This window comes from Adhaeribacter aerolatus (assembly GCF_007991635.1).
Classification (GTDB): domain Bacteria; phylum Bacteroidota; class Bacteroidia; order Cytophagales; family Hymenobacteraceae; genus Adhaeribacter; species Adhaeribacter aerolatus.
Map to the genome: position 1 here is coordinate 1 of NZ_BJYS01000050.1, position 21,611 is coordinate 21,611.

The 21,611-nt window shown below is 44.4% G+C and carries 16 protein-coding genes; 4 read left to right on the plus strand and 12 right to left on the minus strand.

Annotation, left to right across the window (positions count from 1 at the left end; genetic code table 11):
* Positions 1-1,919 (minus strand): putative Ig domain-containing protein (locus tag AAE02nite_RS23835; protein WP_174761996.1); only part of this gene is annotated, 1,919 nt, incomplete at its 3' end.
* A gap of 1,270 nt (positions 1,920-3,189) precedes the next feature.
* On the opposite strand from AAE02nite_RS23835, the gene AAE02nite_RS23840 reads away from it, so the two are divergent.
* Positions 3,190-4,185: a mevalonate kinase family protein gene (locus AAE02nite_RS23840; RefSeq protein WP_146904481.1), complete on the plus strand. Its 996-nt coding sequence runs from the start codon at positions 3,190-3,192 to the stop codon at positions 4,183-4,185.
* Between the two features lie 119 nt (positions 4,186-4,304).
* On the plus strand, positions 4,305-5,189 hold the full coding sequence (gene galU / locus AAE02nite_RS23845) for a UTP--glucose-1-phosphate uridylyltransferase GalU (RefSeq protein ID WP_146904484.1): 885 nt from the start codon (positions 4,305-4,307) through the stop codon (positions 5,187-5,189).
* 104 nt (positions 5,190-5,293) lie between these two features.
* Here the strand turns inward: galU and ligD are convergent, their stop codons facing one another.
* Both ligD and AAE02nite_RS23855 read right to left on the minus strand, forming a co-directional pair.
* Positions 5,294-6,922 carry a non-homologous end-joining DNA ligase gene (gene ligD / locus AAE02nite_RS23850; protein ID WP_146904487.1) on the minus strand — a complete coding sequence of 543 codons (1,629 nt, stop codon included), beginning with the start codon at positions 6,920-6,922 and terminating at the stop codon, positions 5,294-5,296.
* Between the two features lie 174 nt (positions 6,923-7,096).
* Positions 7,097-8,083, minus strand: a complete 987-nt coding sequence (locus AAE02nite_RS23855; RefSeq protein ID WP_170252680.1) for a lipid A deacylase LpxR family protein — start codon at positions 8,081-8,083, stop codon at positions 7,097-7,099.
* 87 nt (positions 8,084-8,170) lie between these two features.
* Between AAE02nite_RS23855 and AAE02nite_RS23860 the strand changes: the two genes are divergently transcribed.
* Positions 8,171-8,668, plus strand: coding sequence for a DUF4112 domain-containing protein (locus AAE02nite_RS23860; RefSeq protein ID WP_146904493.1), 498 nt, complete (start codon positions 8,171-8,173; stop codon positions 8,666-8,668).
* 112 nt (positions 8,669-8,780) lie between these two features.
* Here the strand turns inward: AAE02nite_RS23860 and AAE02nite_RS23865 are convergent, their stop codons facing one another.
* The 4 genes from AAE02nite_RS23865 to AAE02nite_RS23880 all read right to left on the minus strand — a co-directional run bounded on the left by AAE02nite_RS23865 (position 8,781) and on the right by AAE02nite_RS23880 (position 13,285).
* Complete coding sequence (locus AAE02nite_RS23865; RefSeq protein WP_146904496.1) at positions 8,781-9,875, minus strand: ABC transporter permease; 1,095 nt, start codon at positions 9,873-9,875, stop codon at positions 8,781-8,783.
* A 1-nt stretch (position 9,876) separates the two neighbouring features.
* The gene (locus AAE02nite_RS23870; protein WP_146904500.1) at positions 9,877-11,256 is read right to left on the minus strand and encodes an ABC transporter permease; all 1,380 of its coding nucleotides are present in this window, start codon (positions 11,254-11,256) and stop codon (positions 9,877-9,879) included.
* A 4-nt stretch (positions 11,257-11,260) separates the two neighbouring features.
* Entirely contained in the window at positions 11,261-12,997 is a 1,737-nt protein-coding gene (locus tag AAE02nite_RS23875) for an ABC transporter substrate-binding protein (protein WP_146904501.1), read from the minus strand.
* Positions 12,998-13,099: 102 nt separating this feature from the next.
* Positions 13,100-13,285, minus strand: a complete 186-nt coding sequence (locus AAE02nite_RS23880) for a hypothetical protein (RefSeq protein WP_146904502.1) — start codon at positions 13,283-13,285, stop codon at positions 13,100-13,102.
* Between the two features lie 356 nt (positions 13,286-13,641).
* On the opposite strand from AAE02nite_RS23880, the gene AAE02nite_RS23885 reads away from it, so the two are divergent.
* Positions 13,642-15,132 (plus strand): hypothetical protein, encoded by a 1,491-nt coding sequence (locus tag AAE02nite_RS23885; protein WP_146904503.1) that lies wholly within the window; start codon positions 13,642-13,644, stop codon positions 15,130-15,132.
* A gap of 87 nt (positions 15,133-15,219) precedes the next feature.
* On the opposite strand, the gene AAE02nite_RS23890 is transcribed toward AAE02nite_RS23885, so the two are convergent.
* From AAE02nite_RS23890 to AAE02nite_RS23910, 5 genes are all read right to left on the minus strand, one after another.
* Positions 15,220-16,962: a S41 family peptidase gene (locus AAE02nite_RS23890; protein ID WP_146904505.1), complete on the minus strand. Its 1,743-nt coding sequence runs from the start codon at positions 16,960-16,962 to the stop codon at positions 15,220-15,222.
* 226 nt (positions 16,963-17,188) lie between these two features.
* Complete coding sequence (locus AAE02nite_RS23895) at positions 17,189-17,827, minus strand: hypothetical protein (RefSeq protein ID WP_146904507.1); 639 nt, start codon at positions 17,825-17,827, stop codon at positions 17,189-17,191.
* A gap of 143 nt (positions 17,828-17,970) precedes the next feature.
* Positions 17,971-18,429 (minus strand): GNAT family N-acetyltransferase, encoded by a 459-nt coding sequence (locus AAE02nite_RS23900; RefSeq protein WP_146904509.1) that lies wholly within the window; start codon positions 18,427-18,429, stop codon positions 17,971-17,973.
* Positions 18,430-18,632: 203 nt separating this feature from the next.
* On the minus strand, positions 18,633-20,615 hold the full coding sequence (locus AAE02nite_RS23905) for an OmpA family protein (RefSeq protein WP_146904511.1): 1,983 nt from the start codon (positions 20,613-20,615) through the stop codon (positions 18,633-18,635).
* 30 nt (positions 20,616-20,645) lie between these two features.
* Positions 20,646-21,593 (minus strand): PorP/SprF family type IX secretion system membrane protein, encoded by a 948-nt coding sequence (locus tag AAE02nite_RS23910; protein WP_146904513.1) that lies wholly within the window; start codon positions 21,591-21,593, stop codon positions 20,646-20,648.
* Positions 21,594-21,611: the final 18 nt, after the last annotated feature.

Here is a 21,611-nt window from a genome sequence, read left to right on the forward strand (position 1 = left end):
ACGGAAGCATCCTGGTGGGAAGAGAGCACGCGCAGGAAATCGTTTTTGCGGCCCACGTACACGGTGGTCATGCCCGAGCAGCCGGTGGCATCGGTTACAGTAACCGAGTAGAAGCCCGGCGAAGCGGCCGAGATGTCCTGGGTAGCCGGACCAGCGTTCCAACGGTAAGTGTAAGGAGCCGTGCCGCCTTGCACACTCAAGTCAATGGCACCCGCCCCGTTGAGTGCGCCCCACATGCCGTACCACGGTTCGGCTTGTACTACCCGTGTGGTTAACGCTAAGTGGCAGCCTGGCGGTGGCGGCGGAGTTGTTGGTCCGGTAATGGTATAAGAAGCCATTCTTTGGCAGGTACCGGTTGCATCAGTTACCATTACCATGTAAGTTCCAACCATTAATCCGGTAAGGTCTTGTGTAGTACCAACGGTAGTGCCACCCATCGTCCAAAGGTAAGATAAAGGCGGGGTACCGCCGGTTACCGTCAAGTCTATGGCGCCATTGCTGCCGCCAACCGTAGTAACATTGGTTGTTAATGCCGACAGGGTTATATTGCAAGCAGTACCGCTACCTACTGTATAAGTAGCAACTTGCCGGCAGCCGCTAGCATCCACTACGGTAACTGTATAAGTACCGGCCATTAACCCGGTAAGGTCTTGTGTAGTACCAACTGTGGTACCACCCATCGTCCAGTTATAGGTAATAGGGGCAACACCATTGGTTACGGTCAGGTCGATGGCACCATTGTTACCGGGTGGGGTTGTTTCGTTTGTTGTAGCTGCCGATAATACCAGGTTACAGGCCACCCCAGAAACATTTATGGTTACAGAAGTTGTGGTTTGGTTACCTTCGTTGTCTTCTGCTACAAATGTAATTACATACGATCCGGTAGTGGTTGGGGTCCAGGAAAAGCCGGATTGAACCGGATTGCCAACTAGCGCGGGGGTTAAAGTAGCTCCCGGAGGCATACCCAAGGCAAATAAAGTTACCGTACTGCCGGAAGGCATATCAGTAGCTCTGACATTAAAATTAACCGGAACACCAACGGTTGCCTCAATAGCCGGCGTTGGATTAGGTGTAACTGTAAAATCAAAAACCGGCGGCGGCGGTGGCACTACTTGTACCGAAATCAAGAAGTCAGCCACTACTTTGGCCCCACGGGCATCCGTAATGGCAATTGCTGCATTGTATAAGCCATTAGGTCTGCCTAATGTTGTCCAGGTTATAACACCGGTAGTGGCGTTAATGGTTAAACCGGCCGGGTTGGTGCCACCACCCATTTCGGCAGATGTAGCCAGCCGGTAGGTAAGCGCATCTCCTTCAAAATCGGTGGCCGGAATTGGGAAGGTGGCATTGGTTAGACTATTAGATAAAGTTCTGATAGGAGGCAGGGTTACAACCGGCGAATTATTACCGGTTCCTACCTGTACAGTAGTTTCCACCCGATAAGTATCATCGGCGTTATTGCGCAAGGTGCTTATCCGGCAGCAGCTCTGGAAAAAGGCTGTATAAGTGCCGTTAGTAGCATACGTATGGGTAAAAGTGGCTTCACCGTAAAACCAGTCCTGGGTTAAGTTAACGGATGTAACCGACAAAGAGTAATCGAATTCAGTACCATCTCCAAAATCAAATTCAACATCCGGATTCATGGTCATGCCTACATTGGGATTTGGGAAAAAGTAACTTCTCCGAAATGCCTGAGATACTTTAAATTCTACTGTTCGGGGACCAACTACCCGCCAACTAATGTTTCCGTACCGGAAGTGAGAAGCATTGGAAGTAGTAACGCCAACGCATAAAATAAAGGAAAGTACCAAAGCCAAGGAATAAAGCGCTTTGAGCCTGAATAGTCCTGGGCTATTGTTTTCCGGCTTTGCACAGGAATTTATTCCCGGCTGTTCAAAATGAAGTAATTTTTCATGCATAGTTTTAAAAATTTAAGTTGAAAAAATTAGAGTAAAGGAGAAATGAAAATAAAAAATCAGGCAGGGTTTACCTGCTGGTTAGCAACGGAACCCTGTTGTAATTTTCCATAAGAAACACCGGGTACAGAACTTTAATAATTTAAAATATTTACCCAATTCGAAACCTACGTGTAAACCTTGCGCTTACCCATTTAGCCCAAAAAGATACCCGCAGCGCTTATTAAAAATGATAATTGAAAAGCTATAACTATTAAGTCCGGCTTTATTAAGCAAAAAGAAAAATACCTTATGCCTCCCCGTAAAAATTACAATGTTAGCATATAGTCTGTACACGATTATTCTTATAACCAGGCATTAAATCCTGAAACGCTATCCCTGCTTCCCAAATAGTTTATATTGTGGCACCCAACACAAAAACGCTGGTCATGCTTCAGCCAATTAGCGGCCGGTTAATATGTATTATAACTAGTAAAGGGTATTAAATTTTGTTTAATCAGGTAATTTGAGTTTAGACAAACCCAGATGCTAAATAGAAAAAATACTTTGTCTTATTAAAAAGTAAAGAAACGGCAGAATTTCCCCACTGAACCTAGGTTGGGGTGGAGCTAAAAAAAACGGACTACCGGCAATTCGCTGAACAATAAATACTTAATTAGTTTAGGCCTTGCCGGGATTCTTGTTAATGCGTTGTAAATTAATTGGGGTGCAGCTATTTTAGCCTGCACGTGTATTGGTTTGAACTCTTTTTTAACAGGCGGTGCTTCCAGCTTATTTCCTTCTCTAATCCTATTTCTAAGAGGTAGCCTATCAAATAACATGGTAATGAAACAAATCACTTCCATTTGTCCTTAACTTTATTAGCCCTGAATATTTAAAAATTGCATTCCTAAATAAAGAACAAGTGCAATATAATAGAAAGCATATTTAAACACAATACCTAAAAATGAGTATCTTATATTTTTTTATAAATATCTTAAAAATTATAGGCTGACAATATAATATTTTCAATTATCCATTTAATTTAAACAACAACTGGCAACATTATTTTCTATATAATTCATACAGTACAAACCTCTCGTAAGTTATAAAAATTTGCAAGCTAATAATTTATTACCTGCCAGTTTAACGACCTTATAAGCATAAAATGAATGTTAATAAAAACTTCCGTTGCGCCGTAATAAAAAAAACCGCCTTGCTTTTATTTATTAAAAAATTTTAATATTTAAATCGCGCGTACTACATTAGTGCGCTTTAACCGATTACAACCTGTATGATTATTCAAACCCGGGCTTATGCCAGAGCGGCTATTTTGGGCAATCCGTCCGATGGCTACTTTGGCAAAACTATTTCGCTGATAGTTAAAAATTTTGGGGCGCAGATTCAGCTTTACCAAACTCCCGAACTGGAAATTGCGCCGCAGCAGCAAGATTGTCACCAATACAAAAATATTCATGACCTCTGCGAACAAATAAGCCTGACGGGTTACCATGGAGGCATTCCGCTGGTAAAAGCTGCTATTAAAAAGTTCTGCGAATTTTGCCAGCAGCAAGGCATTACCCTGCCCAATAAAAACTTTACGGTTCGGTATAGCTCCTCAATCCCCCGGCAGGTGGGCCTGGCCGGCTCCAGCGCCATTATTATCTCTACCCTACGGGCGCTTTCCGAGTTTTATGAGGTGCAGATTCCGCAGGTCTATTTTCCCAGCCTGGCCATGTCGGCTGAGGTAGACGAGCTGGGCATTAATGCCGGTTTGCAGGACCGGGTCATTCAGGTGTACGAAGGCCTGGTTTACATGGATTTTAACAAAGAATTAATTCAGCAGCAGGGCCACGGCCACTACGAACCCTTAGACCCGGCTTTCCTGCCGAATTTGTTTATTGCCTATAAAACCGAATTAAGCAAGGTATCGGGTAAAGTGCTAAACGATGTGCGGACACGCTACGACCAGGGCGATAAATTTGTAATAGATACCCTGGCCAATATTGCCAACTTAGCCGACTTAGGCAAAGAAGCCCTGCAGCAAAAAGATTACAAAACGCTGCACGCCCTCATGAACGAAAATTTTGATTTACGCTGCAAAATCATGAACATCAGCGACAGCAACATGGAGCTCATTAACACGGCCCGGGCCTGCGGCGCTTCGGCTACCTTTACCGGGTCCGGCGGCTCTATTATCGGGCAATATTACGGTGATAAAATGCTGAACAATTTAATAGTAGAACTTAAAAAGCTAAACGCCCGGGTAATTAAACCAACGGTTGTTTAGTCTTTAGTAATTAGCTGTTAGCAATTAGTTTTAATATTTGGCTTTTACCTGGTTAAAATTATTAACTTAAAATTAAGCGTTATCAGCTGACAACTATAAAATTAACATAACTAAAATATATGATAAAAAAAGCCGTAATACCGGCCGCCGGATTGGGCACCCGTTTTTTACCGGCCACCAAAGCCCAGCCTAAAGAAATGCTGCCGATTATTGATACCCCTACTATCCAGTATGTGGTGCAGGAGGCCGTTGATTCGGGCATTGAAGATATTCTGATTATTTCGGGAAAGGGCAAGCGGGCCATCGAAGACCATTTTGACCGCAATTTTGAACTGGAAGAACGCCTGCAGCAGAAAGAAGAAGCGTTGTACCAGGAAATGCGCCGGCTGTCGGATATGGCCAATATATATTTTATCCGGCAGAAAGAAATTGTAGGCTTAGGCGATGCCATTTATTACGCCCGCCAGCACACCGGCAACGAGCCTTTTGCCGTCCTGCTCGGCGACACGGTTATGACTTCGGTTATTCCGGTAACCCAGCAACTCGCCGATTTATACAACCAATATCAGTCTACGATTATTGCGGTAGAAACAGTACCGGCCGATAAGGTAAACCGCTACGGTATTGTGGGCGGCCAGAAAATCAGCGACTCGATGCTACAATTAAATCAGCTAATAGAAAAACCGGCCATTGAAACGGCTCCTTCTAACCTGGCTATTGCCGGACGCTATATTTTAACGCCGGGTATTTTTAAAGCCATTGAAAGTACCCCTAAAGGCAAAAACAACGAATTGCAGCTAACCGATGCTCTCCTGAATTTGTTAAAGCGGGAGCAAATTTATTCGCATACCATAGAAGGCAAGCGCTACGACATTGGCAATAAATTAGACTTCCTGAAAACTACCGTAGAATTTGCGCTGCACCGGGAAGAATTTGCTAATCCTTTTTTCCGCTTTTTACAGGAGATTGTAGCCACCCATCAACCAAACGGCGACAAAGCATAATTATTTATATTTTAGAATCAGGCGGGAAAATCTACTTAACCAATAATGGAGTAGTTTTTCCTGACTGATATTTGGGCTTACTTCTTTTCCCCGCATAAAATTATTTATTTTGACTTCTTTAAAGCCTGGAGGCACTTGGGTAAACCAATGCCTTGGCCCAGCACACCTTTAAACAAATCTCCTTTTTGCTTCAGCCGCTCCGGCATATTTTTAATTGTAAACTGCGCCGGGTGCAAACCCTTTTTCACTTCGGTCCACGCCAGCGGGGCCGATACGGTGGCGCCGGGCTTAGGACGGACACAATAAGGCGCTGCAATGGTCTGGCCTATGGCATTCTGTAAAAAATCGAGGTATATCTGGTAGCGACGTTCTTTGGGCTGGCGTTCGAGGCTGGTGAGCTGGGGTAATTGCGCGTGTACTTTTTTTGCGAGTAGATGGGCAAATTCCTTTACTTCGGCAAAAGGATATTTGGCCTGGAGCGGGAAATAAAGGTGCATACCGGTCGCGCCCGAAGTCTTGGCGTAACAATCGGCCCCAATGGCATCAGCAATTTCTTTTACCAACAACGCCACTTCAATCACCTCATCGTAAGTATTTTCGCCCGGGTCCAAATCTATTACGGCCCAATCTGGTTTTTCCAGGGCTTGAATGCGGGAGTTCCAGGGGTTTAGCTGAATGCAGCCCAGGTTATTCATATAAGCCAAGGTGGCTTTGTGCTGACACACAATATAATTGACCTCCTGGTTCGTAGATTCCGAATGAATATCTGTTGTCTCAATCCACTCCGGCACGTTATCGCCCACATCTTTCTGAAAAAAGCCGGGTGCCCCGGCTCCGTTCGGATGCCGCAGCAACGATTCGGGCCGATCTATTAAATACGGCAGCAAAATATCGGCAATGTTCTGGTAATAATTTATCAGGTCGCCTTTGGTAATATGTTCGTCGGACCAGTAAAGTTTATCGAGGCTGGTTAAATGTACCACCTGCCCTTCTATTTCCCGGTCCTCCTCTTTATTGGATTTATCTTTACCCGCTTTTTTCTCTTTTGTAGCCACTGCCTTTTCTTTTATACGTCCGGTGCCTTTGGGTTTAATTAATTTCTTTTCTGACGCTTCGGGCATATCTGATTTCTTCGCGGCTACTTTCGGTTTATTTTGTTCTTTGGCGCTGGTCTTGGTTTTTGTGCGCTTGCTGCCTTCTACAAAATCTTCGGCATCGTAAGCTTCCGGCACTGCCCAGTCGTCCGGTTTTTTCACGAGCAACCAGGCATTTTCCTGCCGGCCTTTCATCCGGATTAAAGCAAACTCGCCCCGTAGCTTTTTACCGTGTAGTACAAACCGAATACTGCCGTTCTGCAAACCGGCTAATAATTCTTGTTCGCCTTTTTTCCGGTCGTTCATATCCACAACCTGGTAATCCCCTTCGTCCCAGATGGCAACGTGGCCTGCCCCGTAATTACCAGCTGGAATGTCGCCTTCAAAAGTGCGGTAACTAAACGGATGGTCTTCCACCATCATGGCCAGCCGTTTATCGTTAGGATTCAGCGACGGGCCTTTGGGTACGGCCCAGCTCTTTAGTACGCCTTCCATCTCCAACCTAAAATCGTAATGCAGCTTAGAGGCTTCGTGCCGCTGCACTACAAATTTTAAAGCACCTTTATTGGAATCAGCAGAGTCGGCTGGCTCCTTGGTCTGGCTAAAATCACGCTTTTGGTTATATTCTTGCAGGCCCATTGATAATAAATTGACGTGAGTTAAATAGTTTCTGCCTGCTTTTACGAGAAATATTAATTTTGTATAATACTGTTGGTATCTAAAATCAGATCCAGCTTCACCGGCTCACTTTTTCTGAGAAATTGAAGTTTGAATCTTACCACTGGCTATTGCTGCATAAAACTTACAAAGCTGCTACAAAACAAAACGCAGTTCAAAATACATCCACTGGTGAGAACGGGCACCTTTAAATTCCGGTGTAATCCAAACGACCGAACTCTCGAAACTAACGCCGCCGTAAGCCCCCACCAAGCCGGCTGTTTTCTGTAAAACCGTACGCTTAACCAACTCGCCCGGCAAGGTATAAGGGTTGCTTTTGTTTAACAGGCCGCCTTGCAGCGTTGCGTTGTAGCCCACCAGTTTACCGGTTAATCTGCCCTGCGCATAAAACTGGAACTTCTGAGTACCTCGCCGGTTCTCACGGGTTGTTATGCCTAAATTCTGAAAATATGAATTCATTTTACCGGCCCGCAAAAACAAACCACCCGCCGCTCCGGTGTACAAGGTTCCTACCGAAGCATCGGCCTGGCCAATTAATTCCAGCACCTTACCCGCCGCTAACAATTGCTGATCCAGGGCCGCCTGATAACCCAAAATTAAATCGGTTCGGAGTTGGTTATCCCAACCCAAGGGCCGCGGCGAATCTAACAATTCATGGGCCTTTATTTGCAATTGTTTGGCGCCGGCTCCTGGTCCTAAAAACCCAAGTGCTAATCCAGAGGTAAGTCGTTGCTTTCTGGCAGCATTGTTCGCGATTAAATATTGGGTAGCATAGATATAACCGGCATAGGGCCGGTCGCCGTAGCGAATATTGGGGTCCAATATTTTTAGAGGGGTAAACGTATCGAACTGAATCTGAAGCCCATGGTAGCGGTTTCCACCGGCCGGGTGTAACAGTATATTATTTACTGGTGATGCCGCCAGCCCCGGGTGTACTAGATTAATGCCCAATCCCTGCGTATAATAATAATCGGTCCGGAAAGTGGCATCGTTGGCAAAAGTACCGGCTACAATCCTGTCGTTGCTGCGGGTGCTGTCGGGTGGGTTAATTAAAGCGGCCTTTACCGGCCCAGCCACCAAGATAAACGCGAGAAAAAAAGAAGCTTTTAAACGTAGAGACAAAACAGTTGGAAAATATTTTAATCGAAGCCATTTATACGGCAATTCCACAATAATAATCGTATTAAAACGAATAACGTATGCGCTATTATGTTTCAAAATAATCAACATTATATACATCCGGGCCATCAGGCGGTTCAGGACGAAAGACTGCGCTGGATTGAAATGGTTTCGCGGTTTATGGATAGCCAATTCCGGTTACCCGGCACCAACTTCCGGTTTGGCCTTGATCCAATTCTGAGCTTTATACCTTTTGGCGGCAGTGCAGCCAGCTTTGCCGTTTCGGCGGGTTTATTGGTTACCATGTTTAAATACGGGGTAAGCCGCAAAGTTTTAATTATGATGCTGGGTAACCTGGTATTGGATGCGATTATTGGCAGTATTCCGGTTATTGGCACTTTGTTCGATTTTGCTTTCAAAGCTAACCAAAGAAACGTATCGCTGCTGCGCAAGCACTACCAGGAAGGTAAGTACCAGGGACACGGCACTGGCTTATTAATTGTTATTGTAATAGCGCTGTTGTTAATACTGGGGCTGATTGTTTACGGCACCTGGCAATTAATTCAGTACTTTGTATCCCTAATTTAAAAACCAGCTTCTAACCGGCTCCTTTATCAGGAGCCGGTTAGAAGCTGGTGAAAACACGCCACAATAGCAACCAGCGTTGGACCCAGGCTGCGTATGTATTATTGATTAATATTTACCGGGCTTTATTTGGCTGCAACCGCTGGATGAGATAATTATTTACATTTTGCAGGGCGAGCACCAACAGAATGATGCATAAACCGGGAAACAGTAATAACCACCAGGCATCTGTATAAGCCCGGAAACCCCGGATTGCCTGTCCCCAACTGGGCGTTTCGGGAGGCAGGCCATAACCTAAAAAGGTAAGGGTTGATTCCAGCGCAATGAGGTTGCAAATACCAAACGTAACCGCCACCATTATTGGCACCAGCATATTGGGCAAAGCATGCCGGGTTAAAATACGGACCGGCGAAAAACCCAGCGAAACCGCGGCTTCCATATAAGGCAGGCCTTTTTGCTTTAGGGTTTCGGCTCGTGCTAATCGGGCAATACCGGGCCAGAAGGTAAACATGCCTAACCAAATTATATTTTGAACAGATGGTGGGAAAAAGGCCGCCAAACACAAAACCAGTAGCAGCCGCGGTACTGCGCCAAAAATCTCTATTATTTTTAAAAGAAAGAAGTCTACGGGCAGCGGAATTCTCCGGCCAAAAAAAGGCAGCTTTAAGAAAAGAAACCACAGTGCTTTATTTAGCAGATAACTTGTTACGGCCACCAATATTATTTTTAAAACCGAGTTACCATCCGGATTGTTGCCCGGCAGGAAACTGAATCTGGCCACGAAAGCAAAAAAAACGAAAAAGAAGGAAGCTATCAGTAACGCCAGCCCTTTACCCAGCGACCATTTTATACCCGTATCCCCGTAATAACCTGCTACTATACCCAACCCCACCCCTACCAGGGTAGCCAGCGCCATGGTTGGCACACTTATCCGGAGGGCGGTGCGGGCGCCATACACCAGAATAGCCAATAAATCGCGCCCCATGTAATCGGTACCCAACCAGTGAAACGGTTTACCAACTTCGTACATCTCCCAGTTAAAGGGTTCCAGAAGCGGTGTATGCGCCATTGCCTCTCCCGGCGAGAAAGCCAGCGGCAGCCAGTCGGCAAATAAGGCCAGCACCAGCAACAGCAGCAGGTAGGCGATAGCCGGTATCGTTATCCATTTGCTGTGAGTTGCGTTGGTCAGGCTTCTGAATAATTTACGCATATTATGCTGGTTGTAAACGGGTCCGGGGGTCGGCCAGGAAATAAAGATAATCGGCCAGCAAATGGGCAAAAGCCTGAATCGTGGCAATTAATAAAACCAAGCCGATAATAACCGGATAATCCCGCCCTGTCACCGAATCGACCAGCAGCAGGCCGGTACCCGGTATACCAAAGATATATTCTATTACCAATGCGCCCGCAATAATACCGGGCAGACTACCGGTAAATAATGTTATTAACGGCAACAACGAATTCCGGAAAGCGTGCTGCTGCAGTACACTTTCTTCGGACAAACCTTTGGCGCGGGCCGTTATTACAAACTGCTGATTTAATACCTGTTGCAGGTTCTGGTATAATTGGGTAGTAATATAAGGCAAGCTGGTTAAAAGCAGGCACAAGGCCGGAAGCAAAAGGTGCCACAACCGGTTCAAAATCCATTCCAGCCAATTACTGGCCGGCTCCTCTTCGCCCAGGCCAAATACCGGAAACCAGCCTAAATAGCCGGGCCCCGCCAGGTAAGTAAATAGCAATTGTGCTAATATAAATAAAGGGGTACTATCCAGCGCGTACAAAATATTCAGCACCGCTGACCGTCCATTACGCCAACGGCATAAAGCAAGCGCTAATTTTATACTTACGGCAAAGGTTAAAGCTACACTGCCGGCGAGCAGCAGCATGGTATTACCAATTGCCTCTGCGATAACTCTCGTAACCGGCTCTTTAAAACGAATAGACTTTCCCAAGTCACCTGCCAGTAAACCCTGCAGCCACAGATGATATTGGTTTTGCGATCCATGCCACCGAATGCGCGGTGTTAATAAATATATGGGTTTAGGATGTTGCTGCATCTGGGTAAACCGCTCCTGTAGGGCTGCTACTTTTGGCTTATAAGTAGTAGTCTGCACCATCAACTCCCCTAACACATGGCTTATAACAGCCGGATCGGCGGTTTGAAACAATGTCTGAACATTTTCCTGCCAATTCGCAGGTGTGCTGCCGGCTGACATTTCAGTTGCTGCATTCAGATGCGTTAAACTTTGGTAATAGGCCGCTACCAACGGCCAGTTACCATGCCGGTTCAGTAAATTCTGGAGTAAGGTTTGGTCCTGTTCCGGGAAAACTTTTTTCAAGGTGTCGGGTTGCGCCCGGTTACGGACCGAAAAATAAAACAAAGGTTTATCTTCACCGCTTTCCTGCAACTGTCTCAAATAAATCTTACGGTTATTCTTAAAACTTCCGCCACCCACCGCCGACATTTCTGCTTCCGTCTTAATATCGCTGTATCGTCCCGGAATAATCCGGCTTAATAAAAAAACCAGCGACCCAATCAGCCAAACCGTAGGCAGAATGAGCAACAGCCTTTTCAGGAAGTACCCCAACATAACGCTACTGGGATTTCAGGGTAAAAGCACTAACATCGTACCCGGGTTTCTGCCCCGAAATTTTAAGGTTACTAAAACGCTTACTTACCGCAATGCGCTCATTGGTTACGTACAAGAAAATATAGTTGCTTTGCTCGTGCAGCACCTCCTGTAACTTTTTCAGCATCCGGGCTTTTTCTGGTATATCAGAAGTACTGTTTATCTGTTCAATCAGTTGGTCGCTGGCGGGATTGCCAAAGTTTGTAAAGTTAGCGCCCCCACCAACTGCATTTTCGGTGTGCAGAATTTCTTTAAAATTATTTACAAATGGGTTACCGGTCAGGTAACGTAAAAAAACTTCAAACCGGTGATTTTTAAGATTATCAGTCAGCAATAAACCTTCTATCGGCTGAATAGAAACCGGAATATTTATCTTGGCAGCGGCCTCCTGAAAATAAAGGGCGATTCTTTCAAATTCGGTATTGCCGGCTTTATAGTTTAAAGTAACGGTTAACGGTTCCCAGCGCCCGCCTATTATTTTCTGCCAACGATTATCTTTTTTTACCCAACCGGCCTGCTGTAAGAGCCCGGTTGCTTTATCCGGATCATGGGCATACGGGGTAATAGCAGTATTATAAAATCGTTTATCGGTAGGGGCAACCGGTCCTACCGTACGGGTGGCAAACCCCGCCAGCGCCCCGTTTATAATTTGGTCTACGTTTAACAAATGCGCCAGGGCCTGCCGGGTACGGGCATCGGCAAATTTTGCCAGCCGGCCATTTATACCCAGGTAGGTAAAGTCATACGACTCCGGCGAGAACAAATTATACTTCTGTTTAAAATCTTTGTCGGCGCTTAACTGCTGATAGGTATAAACCGGTATGCCGGCATACACATCTATTTCCTGTTTTTGGAGTGCCTGCACGGCGGCGGTGTTATCGGGTATAATGCGGTAAATTATTTTATCTGGATTGGCTGTCAGGCGGGTGGTATCGCTTAAACCACTGCCCCACCAGTTTTGCTTTTTAATTAACCTTACAAATTGTCCGGTTTTCCAATCATCGAGCAAGTAGCCGCCACTCCCCTGCACAAATGCTTTGTTACGGCTAAAACGGTCGGAGTTAAACCAATCGGCAAATTCTTGTATGCTGGGGTGATTGCTTAGAGAATCTGCTTGCCGGGTTAGCTGCGCGAAAGAAAAGGCTCTTAATAACCCCTTGGGATCGATGAGGTACTCCGGCAGAATGGCAAAATCCCCCGTCATTAAATTCATGTCGGGTGTATATTTTTCACAAATTAACTGAAAGGCCAGCGGATTGGCTTTATCGGCTACTACCTCTTTAATGAAATCGTACCGATCGGCTAAACGGCCGTTTTCCAGGCGGGGAGCCCGGAGCAACTTTAAAGAAAAAATAACATCGGCCGCCGTAACAGGCTGATTATTCGACCACTTAGCTTGTTCCCGGAGCTTAAAATTAAAAACTGCCGTACTGTCCGTTTTCTGAACAACCGGTAGCGCGGCGGCTAAAACCGGATATATTTCTTTTGTCTCTGGGTCCGGCGCTAACAAGCTTTGGTATACCAGGTTAATAATTTCGAGCGCTGCCGCATTATTGTAATTTACCGGATTCAGATTTTCCGGGTCCTGCGAGGCTCTGATTCTTACGGTATTATCCTGCCCGGACGATGGTTTCTGGCAAGCGTAAAAAAATAAATAAACAAATAAAGTAAAGATTAAAACAGTAAGCGTCGCTCTTCTCATCTAAAGCTTAGTTCTTGTGTTTTTTAAACACCCTAAGATAGCACGAGAGAAATTAACTTACGGTTAATCTTTACTTTATTTATATTTTTTAATTTTAGATAACTAGTTTTTATCATCCCAGCCACCGCTGCCGATACCTGGCTCCAGTGGAGTAGTAGTAGTGGTTTTGGCTGCTTTTACGGTAGTAGTAGTTTTGCTAGTGGCGGCTTTATCATCGCCTACTGGTGTCAGGCCACCGTTTTGTAAGGTAGCTAATTGCAATAAAAGGGAAAAAAGTAATTCTAACATGGCTGTATTTTTTTAAGTGTTTGGTTTCTGATTTGATGTAACAAATATCAGTATTTCTTTATGCGAAAAAAAGGACAATGTGCCACAAAAAGTAACAAGGGTTTTTAACCATAAAAACCCACCAGCAAAAACAAAAAAGGGTCTAAATATTATATTTCGCCATAAATTATTTTTAATTTTGACGTAAACATCCTTTATTTGTAACAAATTTATTAAAAATTAATTTATTAAAATATTCTATTTTTAGGAAATATATCCACCTATACACACTTATAGGTATTATCCAATTCTGATAAATTAATTTTTACTACCTTGCAATTTAAATTTTAAAAGAATATAATTTAACCTTTTTTAAGATGGAAGACTTGCGGAAGCTCGTGCAAATTGTAACTAACAGAGGTCAGAAGGCTCATCCTTTAATCGAAACAAAAAATAAAAATGCGGCCAAAGAAACCGATTTATTTTTAAGAATAAAGAGAGGCCAGTTACAAACCGATGAAGATGCGGCGGCGGCTTTATATAAATGTAAGCCCGACGATCCCCGGCTCAAGATGCTCAAGTCGCGGCTGCGCAAAAAACTGCTTAATCACTTGTTTTTCCTCGATTTTTCGGATAGCCGCCTGAAAGTATCGGTGCGGTACGAGCAGGAATGCCTTACCCTTTTGCACCAGGGTCGTACCCTCATGAATGAGGGTGAGCACCGGATTTCGGCTAAGCTGCTGCAGAATGCCTTAAAGCTGGCCATCGAAGCGGAGTTTACCGCTATCATCATTTCCTGCCTGGAACTTCTGCTGATTAACTACTCGCTTACGGTTAAATCTAACCTGTATTACAAAACCAAGAAAACGCTCGAACATTACCGAAAGTTAGCGGCATTTGAACACGAAGCCGAAGATTTGTACTATACAGCAAAATTAGAACAAAACAAATCTATTTTAGCTAAACGCGAGTTCTTGCCTAAGTTACAAAAATCCTTAGCCCGTTTAAAAGAACTTTGGGAAGCCACACAATCGGCGAATATTTTTGAATATTTTTATATTTTGGACATTACCAAGCAAGAGCTTTATGGCAATTTTACCGAAATATTAAAGATTACCACCACCTCCGAAAAACTTTTGCAGGAAGGCAAAATAAACAAGAAACGGTTCGATGTGCGGTATAATATCTTTATAACGGTTTACGCTTATTTACGGGTAAAAGATTACCAGAGCGGCTTAGCCTTTGCCGAAGCTAATTTAAATGCTTTTAACCGGTCTACGAACAACTGGTTTGCCTTTATGGAAAACTATATGTTGCTGGCCATGCACGCCGGCAAGTACGACCTGGCCGTTAAAATATTTGAAGACGTATCGGGTAATTCCTTTTTCAAAAAAATCAGGGAGAATGCGAAGGAGCGCTGGACGCTCTACAGCAGTTACCTGTATTTTGTAAACCCAACCAAAAACTTGCTGCGGCAATCGTCTTACAAACAGCTTATTTCTTCTATTCCGGAATACAGCAAAGACAAACAAGGGTTTAACGTAGCTATTATGGTGTTGCAGTTTCTTTACCACGTGCGGGCCAAAGACACCGATGTTTTGGGTTACCTCATCGAAAGCTTAAAGAAATATGCCGGCCGCCATTTACGCGATAACTTTAGCAAGAGAAGCCTATATTTCTTTAAACTGCTGGTAGTAGTAGTAAATGCCAACTTAGATTACCAGGAAGCCCTGAAGAAAGGTAAAACCTTTTACGACCGGCTGCAGGATACCCCGGAACCCGGTGATGCCTTTGCCGAAATTGAAATAATTCCTTACGAGCAATTATGGGCCATACTGCTGAATATATTGCAGGAACTAGAGCAATAAACCACCTTTAATCTTTATGTACAAAAGCACCCCGGCTAATTTAAATATTAAATAACCTGGGGTGCTTTTGTATTTATCCGGAGCCCCTTAGTTCTCGCTACCGGAAGAATTGTTTGACTTAACATAAGCCAGCGATTTAGGCTTACCAATAATTTTGTAAGATCCGTCTCCTTTTAAAATATCGGCATAAAGCTTTTTATTATTCAGTACTTTTAAGGCTTCTTTAATTTCTGCATCATCTTTGAAAGAAGCTTCCACCTTGCCGCTCTGAAAGTAATAACGGGCAACAATTTCGGCCTCCAGTACTTCTTTTATTTCTTCTTTATACGCAATCAAATCATCTTTTTTGTTTTCCTGCAGACGGCTTTCCAGGGCTTCAAATTCTTTTTTTATGTGCTCAAAGTTTTTTTCTTTCTGCGCCTGTTTTTTAAGGTCCTGCAAATGCTTTTCGCTTCTGGTGGTATAGCTGTAATCCCGGTTAGCTATAAATTTAAGAAATTGGTCGTAATCGGCGTCGGTCATTTTGTACTGGCGGGGAGCCGGCAAAACCGGGTGTGTGTTGCGGTAATAGGTAGCAAAATCGAAGTGCAGCATCTTATTGATTAAACTATTGGTAATATTGCTGTAGCTAATTTCGGGGGTGGTTACATCCGGATAAATACCGCTGCCATCATAAACCAGACGGCCATGCCGGGTTCTGAATTCGTGCATCAGCGAGTCGGAAATCTGGATAACGCTGCCATCGGAGTTGCGGTGCGAATAATCCATGGCCTGAATGCAGCGCCCGCTGGGCGTATAATATTTGGCCACTGTAACTTTTAACAAAGAATTATACGGCAAGCTAATGGTTTGCTGTACCAACCCTTTGCCAAAGGTGCGCTGCCCAATAATAGTACCCCGGTCCAAATCCTGAATAGCTCCCGATACAATTTCAGATGCCGAAGCCGAACCTTTATCTACCAGTACTACCAGCGGGATTTTAGCATCTACGGGTGTAAAAACGGCTTTATACGTTACATCCCGGTCGGATACCCGGCCTTTCTGGGTAACAATGGGCTGTCCTTTTTCAACAAACAGGTTTACAATATTTACCGACTCCTGCACAATGCCACCGCCGTTGCCGCGTAAATCTAATACCAATCCTTTAATGCGGTGTTTTGCTTTCAGCGTTATAAATGCATCCCGCACCTCCTGGGCCGCATTTTCTAAAAATTTATCCAGCTTTATATAGCCGGTGCTGTCGTTTATGAGGCCATAATAAGGCACGTTTTTAAACGTAATTACTTCCCGGGTTAAGGTTTTCTCAATGGGTTTACTTTCGCCGTCTCTTTTAATCACAATCGAGAGGCTGGTCCCTTTCTGACCTTTAAGCAAATCGGTAGTGCCGGTGCTATTTTTACCGGCAACAGAAACCCCGTTGATAAATAAAATTTCATCTCCGGCCCGGATGTCGGCTTTTTGTGCCGAAAATCCTTCGTAAGGCTCCGATATAATTACTTTACCAGCCTTGTTATTAAAAACCGAAGCACCTATACCGGCATATTGCTTGCTCACATAGTTCATCTTAAAATCTTCCAGTTCCGACTCTGGTATATATTCGGTGTAGGGATCTAACGAGCTCAGCATGGCGCCAATGCCTTCCTGCATTAATGCGCCGGGATTTACCTGGTCTACATAATGATTGTTCAGTTGGCGGTAAAGCGAAGCAAAAGTGTCGAGGTGCCGGGCAATCTCGAAATACCGATCGGCGAAGCCAGAAGACACAACGAAAGCCGTGAGCAGCGATAAAGAAACAAGATAAGGCTTAAGTGGGGTAGTAATTTTTTTCATAAGCAAAAGCAATTGGCTTTCAAAAAATACAAGGCAACCAATATATACATTTATTCTTTTAAGTTGATAATGCAGAAGTGCTTTTAACTACACCCGCATTACTATATTGTAAAATTAATATATTATATATAAGTTTTAAAGCGTTTCTTAATATTTATTTTTCTAAGATTAATACCATGTAGCACGTAACCTGATTTTTCTTTTGTTTTAGCAGAAAAGAATAAAATTATTCCTGAGAATCGGTATAATTTTCCAGTTCGGCCAAGCCACCTTCTTCAAAAATCCAATCCAGTAAATCCATTAACACTTCTACATTCCATTGTTCTAAAAAATAGAGGTTAAACCAAATGCGGGTATCGTTTTTACTGTTTATTTCCAAACGGTTATATTTTTTTACATAACTTAAATCGCGCCATAGAATCAGTATAACCTTACTGGATGGGGATTTACGGAGGAGTATTCCTGTTTTGATTATTTGGCAAGTTCCAACCCTAAACGAATTATTTGTTTTAAGCGCCGCTACAGCATCTTTTAAAAGTCGCTCTCCTATCCGGAGCCATAAATTATCGGCTAAATTCTCGTACAAACCAGCCAGGTAATTATCCCGGATGCCAAAAAAACTTCTTAAAACCAGGTTAAACTCCTGAGTGGCCGTTTTCAGGCTTATTTGGTAACTCCTCCCCACCGGAAACATGCCAAACTGCAATAATTTAGTTCCGAATCTGAAATGACTTATTTCGGCCAGCTTTATGCTGGTATTACCTAAAATAAACTGGCTATTATTTAATAGCAGCGAATGGCTTTTTTCCCCGAAGGAATTCAGCCTTATTTTTTCGTGCAGGTCTTCTGAAACCGGTTTCTCCAAATTTTATATAACCAGCTTTTAAAATAGCTTTTGAAATATCGCCATGCCGTAAGCTTTGGTCCTAATTCTTAGCTACGTACGAAGCAAGCCCCCTAAAAGATAAACCTGTGTAGCCGGAGGCAAGCCCAACAAACTAACCGCTTCTAAGCCAGTGAAGTCGGTTTCTTCATACACACACTACTTTCAACGTGCTCGTACTGCCCATAATTGGGCATTACCTGGTAGCCGCTTTTGGTATAAAGGTTTATGGCTTCGGGCTGGGCTTTACCGGTTTCTAATATTACCTCTTTAAAGTTTAACTCCAAAGCCCATTTTTCCAATTCCTTTAAAATAAAACTGGCAATACCTTGTTGCCGGAATTCGGGCCGCATGTACATTCTTTTAATTTCTCCTACCTGGTTGGTGTAAGCCTTTACAGCGCCACAACCTACCGGCATCCCGTTTAATTGGGCTACCACTACATGCCGGATAGCATCTATTTTGTTAAATTGGGCAAAAAACGAATGGTCTTCGCCGTCCCGGATACGGAGATCTTCATCGAGCAAACGAACGAGTTGTATAAATTCCGGATTAGTAGCATCTGTTCTGGTTAACGTTAGCATTCGGTTAGCTGGTAGGTGGTTAAGGTTCTTGTTTTGCCAGATTAAAAAAATAGCTTTCCCGGTAAAAAGCAACCGGGAAAGCTATTTTTTTAATCTGGTCGAAAAGTAAGATACAGGAGCCAGAATTACAATGCGGCGGTATTAAGAAATATTAAAGTAATTTATAGGTAAAAGCTGTTTAGGGTTGAATAATAAAATAGGCTTTAGTTAACCTTTAATATTTTAAACTCAGTCCGACGGTTTAACTGGTGGTCGGCTTCGGAGCAGTTTACGTTATCGGCGCATTTGTTCAGCAAACGGGTTTCACCGTAGCCTTTGGCGGTAATCCGGTCAGCGGCAATCCCTTTCGAAATAATATATTTTACGGCGGCTTCGGCCCGCATCTGCGAAAGCAAATTGTTATACGAGTGGCTGTGGCGGCTATCGGTGTGCGAACTTAACTCAATTTTAATGGTCGGGTTATCTTTCAGGGTGCGCACCAGTTTATCTAACTCTACGGCCGCGTCGGGCCGGATGTCGTATTTATCTAAATCATAATAAATATTTTCGATAATAATGGGTTTGTTCAGGGTGTTGCGGTTTAAAACCATGCCCATTTTAATCATATCCAGCGTAGACTCGCAATTAGGCGCTACCGTAACCGAACGGGTTAAATAACCGGGTTTGCTGCCTTTTACTACGTACTGCACCCCATCGAGAATTGGGAAAGAAAAAACACCGTTGGCATCCGAAAAAGCTTTGACGGCAGTGGTATCCCCTTCTTTAAATAATTGCAGCAATACGTTTTCTACCGGCGCTTCGCGGAATACGCCCGGCTTTACCTGAATTTTTTCGATGGCTTTACCCGCCAGGTTACAAGGCACCCGCACCAGTTTAAAAGTATATAAATCATCGGAGCCATCGGCGGTTTCACGGTTAGAACTCAAGTAACCGGCTTCGTTGGTTTTATCGAACAAAATGCCAAAATCGTCTTGCGGCGAATTAAGGGGTGCTCTTAAGTTCCGGAGTTTACTCCAGGTGCTGCCCGAGCCTTCAGCGGCGTAAATATCCAACCCGCCCATGCCGTTGTGCCCTTCCGACGAAAAATAAAAAGTGCTGTCGGGGCCAAAAGTGGGGAACATTTCTTTACCAGGCGTATTAATATTCTGCCCTAAGTTTTCGGGTTTGCCCCAGGTACCATCGGCTTGTTTCTGAGAAACGTAAATATCGGTTTCGCCTTGCCCGCCGGGCATATCCGAAGCAAAATATAAATAATTGCCGTCCGGCGACAGAGCCGGGTGCCCTACAGAATATTCGGCTACTTTGTTATAAGGAAAAGCTTTGGGTTCAGTCCATTTTTCTTCTTTTTTCTCCGAAATAAATATTTCTAAACGATTAATATATTCGTTGCCGCCCTGGAATTTTACCCAGCTGAACGGATCGGTATTGGCTTTTTTGGTTTTCTTTTTTACTTTGTTGATGCGGGTAAAATATATGGCTCCCTGATCGGGCGAGAAAGCGGCTGAACCATTCTGAAATTTATTATTGATGGGCTCGGGCAACAGCTCGGGCGCCTGCCAGGTGCTGTCGTTGCCTTTGGCGTAAAAGAGTTTAAAATCGGGTTTACCAGTCCAGCCCGAAACTTCAGCTTTTTTTTCGGTGCCCGGCCGGTTAGAGGTAAACACCAAGCCTTCCTGGTAATACGTGGGGCTAAAATCGGCATTATCGGAATTAAGAGCAGTTACTTTTTTTAACTCGTAGGCCAGCGGCTTGGCCAGCCAATCCTGGGCCCGGGTACAAGCAGCGGCCAGGTTTTCGGCAACAGCGGCTTCGGCCGGCACGGCCTGCGCGTAGGCACTATACGATTGCTGGGCTTTGGCATAATTGCCGTTTTTGCGGGCTGCTTCGGCATAATTCCAGATATCCTTCGCCGTATGGCCGGTAAAACCTATTACCTGCGCGTACCAGAACTCCGTTTCTTTGGGGTTATTCATGAGCCGGTAGCAGTCGGCAATTTTCTGGCTTACTTCTAACGTAGGCTGGCCTTTTTCCAATACTTTTTTGTAGGCATCTACCGCTTTGGCATAATGGAATTGCTGGTACAGGGCGTTGGCTGCTTTTAACTCTTTTTTCTGCGCCGAAACGGGCGTAAACACCCCTATCAGCAACGAACATAAGATTACAGCAAAAGTATATCGACGTATCATAAAAAACTGAATACTAATAAAATATTGATCTTAGAAATACCGGACGGTCAGGGTGCGGGCTTCTTCTTTTTTGAAAAAGTAAAAGCCAATAGATACTTCGTGCGTGGCGTAGCTTCTCAGGCTGGTAAGGGTAATATCGTGCGAGTACCCAATTTTTATTTTGGGTGTGAAATAAATTTCGGTCATGCCCATCCAGGCGTTGCGCATACTCAAATCCTGGTTTTCGGGGTTGGGCTTGCTTAAATATTTAACCCCCATGCGGTAACCGCCGCCCAGCCAAATCCGGTCCCCGATTAGGAAAAAGCTGTTCAGATCCAGGTTAGCCGTACTTTTTAAATCATCTTTCAGCAAAACACTGGGCTTAAACTTAATCATATCGCTTAAGTCGAAAACATAGCCGGTGGTAATAAAGTAATGCCGCGTGGGCGTGGCTACAAAATCGTTTTTAAACCCAACCAGGTTGGAGGCTGATAAGCCCAGATAAAAGCGTTCGGTGTTAAAAAATATCCCGGCTTTTGCGTCGGGCAGCATCGATCTCTCATAACTGGTCGGGATCGCACTATCATATCCCGGCTCGGTGGGGTGTAGTTGGGTACCATCGATGTAATATTCCGAAGCGCCACCCGCCAGGCCTAATGCCAGACGCGCGCTTTCGCCGAGTCGTACTCGGAACGCCGTGCTGAGGTAAAAGCTTTTCTGCCCCTGCGCCCCAATCTGGTCGTTCATGACGTGTAAACCCAGGCCTATTTTTTCTTTGGCCACGGCGGCATCTAAACTCAGGGTTTGCGTGGTGGGTGCTCCTTCCAGACCTACCCATTGCGTACGGTAAATGCCGTTAATATTTAAAATGCCTTTGCTGCCGGCATAAGCCGGGTTGATAACCAGGCCATTAAAAATATACTGGCTGTACTGCGGGTTTTGCTGGGCCGAGGCCCCGTAGCCCAAGAGTAATAACCAGAAGAGTAAAAGTTTTTTCATATCCTGCTGCTTTTTATC